The organism is Pseudomonas triclosanedens (assembly GCF_026686735.1).
Lineage (GTDB): Bacteria > Pseudomonadota > Gammaproteobacteria > Pseudomonadales > Pseudomonadaceae > Pseudomonas > Pseudomonas triclosanedens.
The window spans coordinates 3,170,846-3,182,991 of record NZ_CP113432.1; the positions used below are offsets into that span (position 1 = coordinate 3,170,846).

Consider the following 12,146-nt stretch of genomic DNA (forward strand, 5'->3'; position numbering starts at 1 on the left):
ACGGGATAGCGACCGGCCAACGCTTCGATGACGCGGAACTTCACTTCGCGGGCTGCGAAAAGATGGTGAGCGCCTACTTCGCGCTCATGGTGACCTCAGCCATGCGGTGGACATTGTCCACCCTAAGTCAGAGTCCCTTCAGTCCGGGACAGACCACTACGGATCACTCTGATACACGTGAGAAACCTGATGCCTCGCCGTCTTTCGTTGTCGCCCCACAGAGCCGTGCGCGATCTGCGCAATGCCTGCTTGCTTGGGGGCGATCGTCAGCACCGTCGAGGGGATGCTCGGTAGCACGGCTGGACAGGATTCTCGGCTTGCAGGATTTAGCGTGACATTTGCGACTGGTGACTTCTCGGGAGACGAGGCTGCTGCACTGATGAACTCGCGGCCCTCGCAGTGCCTCGCTATCGAGACCCGCTTCGTTACATCTACGACTGAATGGTCGGTAGCTGCCTCTGGCCGAGTGCAGCTACGTTCCGCGGATTCGATCGCTCAGATGCCTATGGCGCCATATGTACGTTTATGAAGCATGACGCCGCCATACCAACTGTGCGGTTCGAGCCTCGCTCGTGTTTTCCTCCAGCCGGGCCGATAGGATCAACTCGTCTGCCTCCAGCTTCGCCACGCGGTGCTGGGTGGCGCCCACCCAGTTGGGAAACAGGCTGTAGCGCACATGGTGGAGGATCCCGTTTTCCTGCACATCGTAGTCGCCGGCGTAGGTCAGATAGCTGGCATAGGCCTCGACCTGTTCGGCTGCGTCTGCCGACCACTGGCCGCCCGTGGTGAATCCTGCCCTCCCTGCCTTGGCCACCACGCAGAACATGCCGTGCGGGCCGTACTCGATGAAGCCCTCCAATTCAGTGCCCATGGGATAGACCACGCGGCCGTCGTCGTAGACCTGTTCCCAGGACAGGATGTCCCAGCGTCCCTGGATAGTTGCCTTGTTCATGTAGTAGCCCTCTGTTGGTTAGGAAGAAGAAAATCGCTGACCAGGCGAGCGAAGGATTCCGCGCGCTCGATCTGCACCCAGTGCCCGCATTCACCGAATACGTGCAGTTGGGCGTGGGGGATCAGCCGTAGCAGCCGCTCGGAGACCTCCAGGGGAATTACCTGGTCGTCGCGGCCATGGATGATCAGGGTGTCTTGCCGCAGTTCGCGCAACGCCGCCTCGGTGAGCGCCAGCATGTCCACGCCGCGCTGGCGTGGCACCGGAAACAGGCGCGAGAAGCGCTCCTGGACGTCGTCGCGGATACTCGCCTGGTAGCGCATGGCGACCAGGTCGTCGGTAATCAGGCCACGGTTGTAGGCGAAGACGCCCATCAGTTCGCGCATGGCCTCCAGCGATGGCTGGTAACCCCATACCTTCTCCAGCCCGGCGCTGATCGGGAACGACAGCCCCACTGCGCCCATCAGCACCAGCTTGCGCACCCGCTGTGGGTGGCGATGGGCCAATGCAAGGGCGATGGCACCACCGAAGGAGTTGCCGACTACCGACACCGCCTGAATGTTCAGCGCATCGAGCAAGCCGACCAGTTGCGCCACCCAGGCTTCCGGGGTCAGCATCCCGTCGCACGGACAACGGGTGTAGCCGAAGCCCAGCATGTCCGGGGCCAGCACCCTCGCCTGCTGCGCCAGCACCGGCAGTACGCCGCGCCAGTTAGCCCAGGCAGTGACTCCGGGGCCGGAGCCGTGAATCAGCAGGATCGGTTCTCCCTGCCCCTGGTCGTGATAGTTGATGCACCAGTCGCCCAGTTCCAGGCTCTGGCCAATTTCCGGCGAGACGTCGCCGGACGAATGTGCAGCGTTCATGGATTGGCGGTCCTGTTCTGCGAATCGGTCACCACCGGCACCCGCACGCCCTTGCGCGCCAGGCTCTTGAGGATCTGCCGGGCCTCCTCGCGCTTGTCCGGCGGCAGCCAGGTGCGATCGTGGCCCCACAGGCTCATGCCCTCGAGTTCCTCCACCTGCCAGTCAGGGCCCACGGTACGCGCGGCCCAGCCCAATTCAAGCATCCAGCCATCGGGGCTCTTCAGGTAGAAGGAGGTGACATGGTCATTGATGTGCCGGCCGAGAGTGACGCCAATGCTCTCCGGATTCTCCAAGGCCATGTCGTAGGCCCGGCCGAGGTCGTCGAAGTCGCGGTACTCCAGCATCAGGTGATAAATCTTCGCCGGACCGCCAGTGTGCGCGATGCCAAGAGTGTGGTGTCGCGCATTGACGTGCAGGAATTCGACGCGGAACGGCGCATGGGCACGGTCGCTGACGCGGAAGCCGAGCACTGCCTTGTACAGCCGGCACATCTCCTCGAAATGCTCGGTGATCAGCGCAACGTGGCCGATGCCCAGTTCGCCGGTACGGAAGCCTCCCAGCGGGCGCCCCGGTTGGAACGGCGTGGCAGCCGCGCGCAACCCCCAGGCTACCTCGACTCGCCGGCCATCCGGGTCGCGGAACCAGAGGAAGTCGGCGACGCCGCGCAGTTCCGCTTCATCGCGGGAACCTGCCCTGACAGGAAATCCGGCGTCAGCCAATACGCCGCCGGCCGCCTCCAGCGCACCTGCGTCGGCTACTTCGAACCCCATGATCATGTCCGCCTGATTGGCGTCCAGTAGCAACAGGCGCTGGTATTTATCGTCCATGCGCAGGCGGGCGCCCTGCCCTAGCGGCAATGGCTCGACCTGCAGGCCGATCTGTTCGGCCGCCATCCTCGTCCACGGCTTCAGGTGCGGCGTGAATGCCACCACGTAGCTCAATGCGTGAATCATCCCCGGCACTCCTCCGAGCGATCCTGACGCCTCGCGCCAGAGCCCGCCGCCGGAATGGCGGCGGGCAGTTGCGCCGATTACTCGGCGGACATGCCGCCATCCACCGACAGAGTCGCGCCCGTCACGTAGGAGGAATGCTCCGACAACAGCCAGAGCACCGCCGCACTGATCTCGCGCGTCTGGCCGATGCGGTGCATGGGTACACCGTCGTCGTACATGTGGTCATCACCGCCGGTCACGCGGTCGAAGCTCGGGGTCTTGATCGGCCCCGGGCAGATGGCGTTGACGCGGATATTGCGGGTCGCGTAGTCCAGTGCGGCGGCGCGGGTGGCTCCGACGATGCCGTGCTTGGCGGCGATGTAGTAAGCGGTCTTGGGCATGGCCTTCAGGCCGAAGATCGAAGCGTTGTTGACGATGGCGCCGCCGCCAGTCTTCAGCATCGCAGCGATCTCGTACTTCATCATGTAGAGCATGCCCTTCAGATTGATATCAATGACGTCGGAGAAGTCCTCCAGGGGAGTCTCGTGCAGGTCATTGAATTCGCGTTGCAGGCCGGCGTTGTTGAAGGCGGCATCGAGGCGCCCGTACTTTTCAATGGCCAGTGCAACCAGCGCCTCGCAGTCGGCGGGACGGGTCACGTCGGTGACGCGAAATTGCGCCTGGCCGCCGGCTGCGACGATTTCCTCGACCAGGTCGGCGCCCACACGGGCGCTACGGTTGCCGATCACCACGCGCGCGCCGGCTCGTGCCAGGGCCAGGCTGGCGTCGCGACCCATGCCGCTGCCGCCGCCGGTGACGATAATGACCTTGTCTTGCAGTTGGTAATTCAGATGCATCGGATGAACCTCTCAGGTGGGACGGTATGGAGTTCAGGTCGCCGACAGGCGCCCGAACAGGGCTTCGAGAAGCACGCCAATGGCCAGCAGGCGGCGGTCGCTGCCGGCTGCGCCATCTAGCTCCAGGCCCACCGGCAGACCGCTTTGCGGTCCCAGGCCGATGGGCAACTGGATGCCCGGAAGACCAGCGCTGGCACTGGCCTCGGTATTACGAATCAGGCGCCGGAATACTTCCGGCTCGTTGACCTGCGGCCCAGCCTGCGGCGCCACGATGGGGGAAGTCGGAAATACCAGGGCATCCAGCGCGTGCTGTTCGAAGAGATCCTGGTAGCGCTCGCGCAGTGCCGCGCGGCCACCTTCACAGGCAGCCCGGTAGACAGGCTCGACGTCCACCAGGACATCGCCCTGCGGAATCTTGCCGGGCAGCACCCAGTGCTCGTAGACGGCGCGCACGTCGACGCTGGCAATGTCCTTGGCCAACTCCTCAATGGCGATGCCCGGGCCTTGCTCGCGCAGGTAATCGCGCATGGCCTGGCGTGCCTCATATATGACGACCGGGAAGCCGACCGCTTCGTTAAGCGCCAACAAACCAGCCTCGGCGATCGGCACCAGGGTCACGCCGACCTGGCCGAGACGCTCCAGGGCGGCATTGGCGAGAGCGGCGGTATCCGCGTCGAGGTCGCCCCAGAACTCCGCCGGCACGCCCAGGCGCAAGCGTCGGAGTTCCACCGGCGGCAGGCCGTGGTCATCGGTCATCAGGGCGTCGAGCAGGGCTACGTCGGCCATGCACAGGGCCATCGGGCCAACGGTGTCGCGGCTCGGTGCGATTGGGATTACCCCGCGCCCGCAATAGCGCCCGGAGCTGGGCCTGAGCGAAGCGCAGCCATTCAGCGCGCAGGGCACCCGCATCGAGCCACCGGTGTCGGTGCCCAGGGCGGCCAGGGCCATGCGAGCACCGAGCGCAACGGCGCTGCCGGAAGACGAGCCGCCGGCGATCCGCTCGCTGTCGTAGGCGTTACGCACCCCCGGACGGCTGCCGGTGTTGAATGCGGGGTTATAGCCGGTGACGCCGAAGGCCAGTTCGTGCAGGTTGGTCTTGCCCAGCACGATGGCTCCGGCGTCGCGCAGCCGCTGCAGCGCCGGTGCATCCTTGACCGGGACGAAGCCGGCCAGTGCCGGGGTGCCGGCTGTACACGGCAGGCCGGCGGCATGGATGTTGTCCTTGACCACGATGGGGATGCCACTGAGCGGCTTGCCCGGTTTGCCTGCACGCCGCGCGGAGTCAGCGGCACGGGCGGCGGCCAGGGCTCCGGCGGCGTCGAGAGTGATGAAGGCGTTGAGCTCAGCGCCCTCCTCGGCGCGGTCCAGGCAGGCGGCGACCAGTTCAACGCTGGTCAGTACGCCATCGCGAAAAGCCGCGGTCGCCTCGGCGATGGTCAGGTCGCTGAGTACATGGCCCTGGGCAGACTGGAAAAGCCTCATACGCGCTCCCCGGCCTGGGCGAAGGCCTGGAATTCGCCGACGACCGATGCCGGATTGGCGCGCCTGCTGTGGTTCAGGCCGAGATCGAGCAGCGTTTCGCACAGTTTGAATGCGACATGCCCGGGGTTTAGCACCGGCACGGGCAACTGCTCGGCGAGGTAAGCGTGAGCCCGGTGCATGGTGGTTGCCCCCAGGACCAGCACATCCGCACCATCCTCCTCGATGGCGCGCCGGCCCACTTCGAGCAAGCGATCAAAGACCGTTTCTTCCCTGCCTTGTAGAAGTGCTTCGGCATGCCGGCGGACGTCGACCGCACGGATCGACGCCAGACGTGCCTCCAGGCTCCCTTCGCACAGGCTCTTGCGGTCCAGCGGAAACAACCACTGCGGCCACATCGTCAGCACGCTGAAGCGCTGGCCGAGGGTGCAGGCCAGGTGGAACGCAGCCTGCCCCGGCGCCACTACCGGAATGCTCAGGCGCGAGCGCAGCGCGGCGAGGCCGGAATCGCTGACAGTGTTGATGCAAACCGCGTCGAAGCCCTCCTCCTCGGCCCGAATGCCCGCCTCGATTACCGCCAGTTCCAAGACCGCCATGTCGTGAAGGCTTTTCGCCAAACCCTGCATGCGCCCGGCACCGGCGAACTCCACTTCGATGTCGTCGCGCAGCAGCGTTGGCGGCAACTGCCGGGCCATGACCTGGCACGCCTCTTCGCTGAACGGTACCGGCACGATCATCTTGATTCGCTTAGCCATGCCCGTGCTCCTCCAGGCCGAGTTCGGCGCGGGAACGCGTAAGGGTGTCGACCAGCGCATAGAGAATCTTTCGAGCGCACGGCAGCAGGTCGGGAATGTAGGTGGCGCCCATGCCTCCCAGCCCTTCGGCCACCGGCAACGGCGCGCCCTGGGCCGGCCAGGGCCAGCCGATGCGCGCGGTGGGTACACCGTAACGGCGCAAGGCTGCGCCATCGGTCTGCCCGCCCAGCAGATCGGGTGTGCCGTGGGGACGTCGCTCGATATGCTCCCAGCCGCGTTTGCAGGACTGGATGATCCAGTTCTGCGGGTCGGTACTGCCGCCCGGCACCGAGCCGTACATGTCCCAGCTCAGCACCAGTTCCGGACGCTGCCGGCGCAGCCCCTCGACGAAGGAGGCGAACTGCGCGCGCACATCGGCCGGCGAAGTGCGTGGGTTGACCCGCACGTCGAAGAACAGCTCGGTGATCGCCGAAGGAAAGGCCGGGCGCTCGACATCACCGCCGCGTACCCCGGCGATCCAGCCGTGGGGTTTGATCACCCCGGAGGTGTTGCGCTCGGCGTAGTCGATGATCCAGCGCTCCAGCTCCTGGATCACCGTGGCGGCGGGCACCACCGAGCTGCGGAAGCCCGGCACGTCACGGCCCACCCCGGCATAGCCGAGGGTGCCGTGCACGCGCAGCTTGAACCAGGCCATGCCCGGCTCCTCGTGGTAGACCCAGTTCCACGGTTTCATGATGATCGCGAAGTCTGGATACATGCCGCGGTTGAGCAGGTGCAGCACACCGTTGGACATACCGGCGTGCTGCCGCGCGGAGATGTCCACCGGCATGCCTCCGTCGGCGATCCCCATCAGCAGGTCACCGCGCAGCGGCACCTCGGCCTCGATCAGTGCGGTCGCTACCTCGGTAAGGGTGGCGATCATGCCCTTGGGATTGGAGGCGCCGAGGCCGAACACCCAGTCGTCGACCTGCCGTGCGCGCGGCTGCATATCAGCCTCTGGCGCAGAGCCTGTCAGCAGGTGCTCGCTGCCGTCGGCTTCCAGGTGAGTGTCGATCGGCGCGTAGAGCATCACCGACGCACCACCGCCGCTGCCCTGGCGGCGCGCTGCAACGTTGCCGCTGATGTCAGTCAGCGATTGATAATCCGCGCTGAAACCGACACGCCCCAGGTAATCGACCATGTACTGACTGGCAGCGCGGGTGGCACCGGTAGGACTGTGGATATCGCTGAGCTCGAACAGCAATTTCTGCAGGCGCTTGGCGTCGAGGTGCGCGCAAGCCTGTTCGTACCAGCTCATCTGCTCGGCGGAAAACGCTTTGGGCGTGGTGGGCTGCATGACAAGGCTCCTCAATGGCTGGGCACGAACTGTTCGGCGAAGATGTTCGCCGGGTCGATGCCCAGCTCGATCAGGCGCCGCGTGGCGGCGTCGATCATCGGTTGCGGGCCGCACAGGTAGGCCACGCTGTCGGTACTGACGTCACCCTCGCGCAGGGCACTGACCGGACTGCCCGGATGCAGGCCGGCGCTAGCCTCGCGATCCACGCAGATGCGTGCCTCCAAGGTCGGCAACCATTGTTTTCGCAGCTCGATCTCGTCCAGGCAGAAGAGCGCCTCGGGCACAGCGCAGCCGAAGCTCAGGAGCATCGGCGGCTTGCGCCCGCTTACCTGGCGCAGGCTGTCGATCATCGACAGGATCGGCGCCAGGCCCGTGCCGCCGGCGACGAAGATGTGCGGCGCGCGGCGCTTCTCCTCGCGCAGGAAGAACGCACCGTAAGGACCGGACAGGCTCAGCACCTGGTCAGGCTGCGCCTGCTCCTCGAGGAAGCTGGACATGGCCCCGCCGGGCAGCAGGCGCACCAGGAATTCCAGCTTCGGAAGGCTTGCCAAGGTGCTCGCTGGCGAGTAGCTGCGCAGCACCCCGAAGCCCGGCACCTCGATCTGCATGAACTGCCCCGGACGGAACTCCAGCCAGTCGCCATCGGCCAACTCCAGGGTCAGGCGCACCACATTGCTGGCGATGCGTTCCACAGAGTCGATGAAAGCGTTGACCTGTACCGCCACGCCGGCGCCAACCTCGCTGCCGTAGGCCAGGTCGAAGCTGCAGTCGGATTGCGCCTGGCACACGCAGAGCAGGCGCTGCCCGTTGGCGTACTCGCTTGCCAACAGCGTGGAACTGGCGCCGGGCCGGGTGTTCGCCTCGCCGCCAGCCAGTTGCGCAACGCAACTGCTGCAACTGCCGGAGCGGCACTGGTGAAGCAGCGGGATTTCCGCCGCCAGGGCCGCATCGAGGATGCTGGTGCCCTCGGCTACAGCCAGGCTGCGGCTGACGCCATCGGCGAAATTGAAGGTGACCTGGTGTTCTTTCATGTTCGCGAGACTCCGCGGCAAACAAGGCTATGGGCGCCTGTCGGGCGCCGCTGAACGAATAGTAGGAAGGCGGCTGGGCGGCCCGCACTCCCGGGACGGCACGCTTATCCCGGTAGTGCAGGAAAGCGTGTCGCCCGGCGGCGTTGGTCTCAGTCTTCCTGGATCCTGATGACTTCGTAGCCGGGACGGCGGCCGTCGGCGGTGTCCTTGAAGCGCAACGCCGTGTCTTTCAACGAACCGGCCACGCCGCGACCGGGCTTGGCGATGCCGCGGTTCCAGCGCGAGGCGAGCTTGCGCCAGGTGATCGGGGAGACGTCGGTGGCCACCAGTTGCTCGTTGTCCCAACCAGTGCCGTCGGCGTAGAAGTTCTGCATGGCTTCCCGGGCGTACAGGTCGCAGTCGTTGAAGCCGTGCAGGCATAGCGGCTTGTACACGCGGTCATAGCGGTACTGGTGCTTCTCGCGCTCTTCGGGGGTGTCACAGACGCGCACGATGACTTCCCAGTATTCGTGGGTGTCGTCGGTGATCGGCACATACCACTCGTACTGGGTCATGTGCTCGCCGGGCCAGTTCTCCACCATCAGCACGCCGGGCAGCACCACCGAGGTGCGGTAGTAGCGGCCCTTGGCGCCTTCCACCTTGAGCCCCAGCTCCTTGTTCTCCAGCACTGGCTGCCACTTGTCGGTGAACAGCCACTGCATCAGGCCCTTGGGCCCCTTCTCGTCCTCCACCACCTCGATGCCGTCGTCGGCAGTCGGCAGCAGGCCCAGAGGCAGTACCCAGTCCATGGCATGGACGATGGTGCTGTCCTTGTGCACCAGGATGTGCGCGTTGTCGAAGCCGTTCTCACAGGCGATGCGCCAGTTGCCGAAGCCGGTGCGGTGCATGCCCAGCGCCACGGCATTCTCGTCCAGCACGCCCGGCGAAGCCGGCCACAGCGGATGCGGGAAGCGCTCGCTTTCCTGTGGGAAGCGGAACGGCAGGTCGTCGGCCAGCGGCGGCACGTCGGCATCGGGGAAGCCGTCTTCACGCACGAAAACAAAGACCATTCCCGCCGCTTCCTGCACCGGATAGGTAGTCAGCCCGGTGGTGCCGATCAGCTTGTCTTCGGGGTTGGCAACGATGGTCACCAGGTTCCCGCTCTCCAGGTCGTAGGTGAAGCCGTGGTACCAGCAGGAAATGGTGCTCTTGTTGAAGCACATGGGCTTTTCGGACAATCGCACGCCACGGTGCAGGCACTGGTCCTTGAGCGCATGGATCTTGCCGTTGACCCGGCGCAGGACGATGGGCACACCACAGATCTGGATGCCCTTGACCTCGTCCTCGGGCAGTTCGTCGCTGAACAGCGCCGGGTACCAGTGGTTGATGAAACCCCAGGCGGCGTCCTTGTATGGCTGGTACTGGCTCTGGATCTTGCTGCTGTTGACGCGGGCGTCGCTGATCCCGTGCGACACCACACGGCGACGGATGATGGGCTGGTCGGACATGAAGTCCCCCTTGATGGCGACTGAGAGTCGCGTCGCCGACCGCCGGCGACGCTGTTGGAGCCATCCTAGGGAGGGCACCCGTTCGCTGGCGCTCCCGGGACCGAGGACCTTATCCCGCCAGTGCAGGAAGTATTCGACACCCTGGCATCAGAGCCCTGGGGGATGCTGGCGGTGCCAATCGCTGAGCTTCTGCAGTGCCATGCCAGCGCGGCACAGCACCGCCTCGCCCCCCTTGTTGGCGATGAACTGGCAGCCCAGCGGCAGCCCACCGTCGGTGAAGCCGCAGGGCAGGCTCAGCGCCGGGTGGCCGCTGACGTTGAAGGGCGCCGTGAACTGGATCAGCCGCCGGTTCAACTCAGGGTCCTGGGCCAGGGCAGCTAGCTGTTCATGGTTCGGAGCGGCGAATGGCTGCACTGGCGCCAACAGCAGATCGACGCCGGACAGCAGCGCCTCCAGCTCACCGTTGAAGCGCTGCGCTTCGAGCAGCACGCGTTGATAATCCATGCCACTCAAGGCGCGCCCGCAATCAATCAGACGACTCAGCGCCGGGCCGTACGCGTCGGCGCGCGAAGGATAGGTGGCGGCATGGGCCACGGCGGTCTGCACACCGCAGTGAGCCTCCCAGTTGGTGCTGACCGCGCGGGTGTCCGGCACCCGCACCCGAAGCAACTGCCCACCGCCCTCGACCACCAGCGCCATGACCCGCTCCAGCGCCGCCTGGATAGCCGGATCGACGCCATCGCTCAACCAGGCTTCGTCGATGCCTACGCGCAGTCCTTGGAAACTGTCCTGGATGCCCGGTATTTCAAGGCAAACGCTGGGCAGCGAGGTGGGGTCGCGCGGGTCGTGCCCGGCGATCGCCGAGAGCAGGAACAGCACGTCTCGCGCACTGCGCGCCATCGGCCCGACATGGTCGAGGCTGGCGGCCAGTTCGAAGCAGCCGTGGCGGCTTACCCTGCCCCAGGTCGGCTTCAGTCCGGTAAGGCCATTGGCGGCGCAGGGAAAGCGGATCGAGCCGCCGCTGTCGGTCCCCAGCGCGCCGTAGCAGAGCCCGGCGGCCACGGCTACGCCGCTGCCGCTGGACGAGGCGCCGGTCCAGTGCCCGTGATGCCAGGGGTTGTTCGGTGCCGGCAGGTCAGGATGAGGGGTGGCGAAGGCGCCTTCGGTCATCTGCAGCTTGCCCAGCAACACCGCGCCGGCCTCGCGCAAGCGCGCAACCACCGTGGCGTCCTCGGAGGGCACGAAGCCGGCGTACAGCGGCATACCGGCGCTGGTCGGCACGCCTTCGGTGTGGAACAGGTCCTTGAGCGCCAGCGGAATACCGTGCAGCGGCCCCCGGCACTCGCCTCGCGCCAGTTCCCGCTCGGCCTGGCGCGCCTGCGCCAGGGCCCGCTCGGCGGTGACGGTGACGTAGCTGCGCAGGCCGCCGTCGAGCCTTTCGATGCGCTCCAGTTGCATCTGGGTGACTTCCACCGGCGATAGCCTGCCACTGCGAATCAGCAACGACAGTTCGAACATCTCCAGGTAATGCAGGGGTTCACTCATGAGAGCTCCTCGAGGAAAGCCAGGGCAGCGGCGTTGAATTCGTCCGGGCATTCGCTCTGCAGGTGGTGAGCGGCGTTGCCCATCACGTACAGGCGCGCATCGGCAAACTGGTTGAGCATCAGCATGGGTACGTCGATGCCGCCGAACCAATCATGCAGGCCCCAGAAAATCAGGCTCGGCGCACGCACACGGGAGAACAGCGATGTCAGGTCCTCCCACTCCCCGAATGCACCGGGAGTCTGCAGCAGCTCAACGAACCCCGGCCGGCAGCTATCGGCGTAGCGCAACTGCAGGGCCTGCTCGTCGAGGCGATCGTCGTCGTGCAGTTCATAGCGGCAGATCAGCGCCCGCATCTTCTCCAGGCTCGGGCCACCGTCGGCCAGGTAGTAGTCGCCGATCAGCCCGGCGGCGTGCTTGCTGAACAGCGGCAGCGGCTGCATCACGCCGCGAGCCACCGGCTGCGAGGCAATCACCACCAGACTCGCGACCCGCTCCGGATGCTCGGCTGCGAAGCGGATCGCCACGCAGCCGCCAAAGGACTGGTTTACCAGGTGTACGCGGTCAATACCCAGGCCGTCGAGGAAGCCCCGCAACTTGTTGGCGTGCCAGGTGAACACCGGGCCGGCAACCGGCACCCGGTCGGACCCGCCGAACTGCGGCAGGTCGAGGAAGTAACAGTGATAGCGTGCGGAGAAGGCCTCGGCGTTGCGCTGGAAGTTGCTCCAGGCGCCGCTGCCGGGGCCGCCACCGTGGGTGAAGAGCAGCGCCGGAGCGCCGGGCGGCCCGGCCAGTTCCCGGTAGTGCAGATTGACGCCGTCCACCCGCAGATGGCGGCTCGGCGGAAGCTCATGGGTCATGTCGAGTATCCTTCGGAGGCGGGAAACGGGACGGCAAACGCCGCCCCGCACAGGG

At 65.9% G+C, this 12,146-nt stretch carries 11 protein-coding genes; all 11 read right to left on the reverse strand.

The genetic code is table 11. From position 1 onward, the window contains the following. Positions 1–523: 523 nt before the first annotated feature. The 11 genes from OU419_RS14630 to OU419_RS14680 all read right to left on the reverse strand — a co-directional run bounded on the left by OU419_RS14630 (position 524) and on the right by OU419_RS14680 (position 12,091). Positions 524–952 (reverse strand): lipocalin-like domain-containing protein, encoded by a 429-nt coding sequence (locus OU419_RS14630; RefSeq protein ID WP_254476409.1) that lies wholly within the window; start codon positions 950–952, stop codon positions 524–526. Continuing rightward, a complete protein-coding gene (locus tag OU419_RS14635) occupies positions 949–1,812 on the reverse strand; it encodes an alpha/beta fold hydrolase (RefSeq protein WP_254476407.1) in 864 nt (287 codons plus the stop codon). The genes OU419_RS14630 and OU419_RS14635 overlap by 4 nt, the downstream gene beginning before the upstream one ends. After that, positions 1,809–2,765 (reverse strand): VOC family protein, encoded by a 957-nt coding sequence (locus tag OU419_RS14640; protein ID WP_254476405.1) that lies wholly within the window; start codon positions 2,763–2,765, stop codon positions 1,809–1,811. The genes OU419_RS14635 and OU419_RS14640 overlap by 4 nt, the downstream gene beginning before the upstream one ends. Positions 2,766–2,842: 77 nt before the next feature. After that, a complete protein-coding gene (locus OU419_RS14645; protein ID WP_254476404.1) occupies positions 2,843–3,601 on the reverse strand; it encodes an SDR family NAD(P)-dependent oxidoreductase in 759 nt (252 codons plus the stop codon). A 33-nt stretch (positions 3,602–3,634) separates the two neighbouring features. Next, entirely contained in the window at positions 3,635–5,083 is a 1,449-nt protein-coding gene (gene iaaH, locus OU419_RS14650) for an indoleacetamide hydrolase (protein WP_254476402.1), read from the reverse strand. Then, positions 5,080–5,835 carry an aspartate/glutamate racemase family protein gene (locus OU419_RS14655; protein WP_254476400.1) on the reverse strand — a complete coding sequence of 252 codons (756 nt, stop codon included), beginning with the start codon at positions 5,833–5,835 and terminating at the stop codon, positions 5,080–5,082. The genes iaaH and OU419_RS14655 overlap by 4 nt, the downstream gene beginning before the upstream one ends. Next, the gene (locus OU419_RS14660) at positions 5,828–7,171 is read right to left on the reverse strand and encodes a zinc-binding metallopeptidase family protein (RefSeq protein WP_254476398.1); all 1,344 of its coding nucleotides are present in this window, start codon (positions 7,169–7,171) and stop codon (positions 5,828–5,830) included. Before OU419_RS14660 ends, OU419_RS14655 begins: the two co-directional genes overlap by 8 nt. An 11-nt stretch (positions 7,172–7,182) precedes the next feature. Continuing rightward, positions 7,183–8,202: a ring-hydroxylating dioxygenase ferredoxin reductase family protein gene (locus OU419_RS14665; RefSeq protein WP_254476396.1), complete on the reverse strand. Its 1,020-nt coding sequence runs from the start codon at positions 8,200–8,202 to the stop codon at positions 7,183–7,185. A 149-nt stretch (positions 8,203–8,351) separates the two neighbouring features. After that, on the reverse strand, positions 8,352–9,689 hold the full coding sequence (locus OU419_RS14670) for a Rieske 2Fe-2S domain-containing protein (protein WP_254476394.1): 1,338 nt from the start codon (positions 9,687–9,689) through the stop codon (positions 8,352–8,354). A 147-nt stretch (positions 9,690–9,836) separates the two neighbouring features. Further along, complete coding sequence (locus OU419_RS14675) at positions 9,837–11,234, reverse strand: amidase (RefSeq protein WP_254476392.1); 1,398 nt, start codon at positions 11,232–11,234, stop codon at positions 9,837–9,839. Next, a complete protein-coding gene (locus tag OU419_RS14680; RefSeq protein WP_254476390.1) occupies positions 11,231–12,091 on the reverse strand; it encodes an alpha/beta fold hydrolase in 861 nt (286 codons plus the stop codon). The genes OU419_RS14675 and OU419_RS14680 overlap by 4 nt, the downstream gene beginning before the upstream one ends. Between the last annotated feature and the right edge of the window lie 55 nt (positions 12,092–12,146).

Excerpts from the sequence above, each read along its gene's own strand:
- OU419_RS14630 (WP_254476409.1), bottom strand. The coding sequence starts at position 952 with ATGAACAAGGCAACTATCCAGGGACGCTGGGACATCCTGTCCTGGGAA.
- OU419_RS14665 (WP_254476396.1), bottom strand. The coding sequence starts at position 8,202 with ATGAAAGAACACCAGGTCACCTTCAATTTCGCCGATGGCGTCAGCCGC.
- OU419_RS14670 (WP_254476394.1), bottom strand. The coding sequence starts at position 9,689 with ATGTCCGACCAGCCCATCATCCGTCGCCGTGTGGTGTCGCACGGGATC.
- OU419_RS14635 (WP_254476407.1), bottom strand. The coding sequence starts at position 1,812 with ATGAACGCTGCACATTCGTCCGGCGACGTCTCGCCGGAAATTGGCCAG.
- OU419_RS14645 (WP_254476404.1), bottom strand. The coding sequence starts at position 3,601 with ATGCATCTGAATTACCAACTGCAAGACAAGGTCATTATCGTCACCGGC.
- OU419_RS14675 (WP_254476392.1), bottom strand. The coding sequence starts at position 11,234 with ATGAGTGAACCCCTGCATTACCTGGAGATGTTCGAACTGTCGTTGCTG.
- OU419_RS14640 (WP_254476405.1), bottom strand. The coding sequence starts at position 2,765 with ATGATTCACGCATTGAGCTACGTGGTGGCATTCACGCCGCACCTGAAG.
- iaaH (WP_254476402.1), bottom strand. The coding sequence starts at position 5,083 with ATGAGGCTTTTCCAGTCTGCCCAGGGCCATGTACTCAGCGACCTGACC.
- OU419_RS14660 (WP_254476398.1), bottom strand. The coding sequence starts at position 7,171 with ATGCAGCCCACCACGCCCAAAGCGTTTTCCGCCGAGCAGATGAGCTGG.
- OU419_RS14680 (WP_254476390.1), bottom strand. The coding sequence starts at position 12,091 with ATGACCCATGAGCTTCCGCCGAGCCGCCATCTGCGGGTGGACGGCGTC.
- OU419_RS14655 (WP_254476400.1), bottom strand. The coding sequence starts at position 5,835 with ATGGCTAAGCGAATCAAGATGATCGTGCCGGTACCGTTCAGCGAAGAG.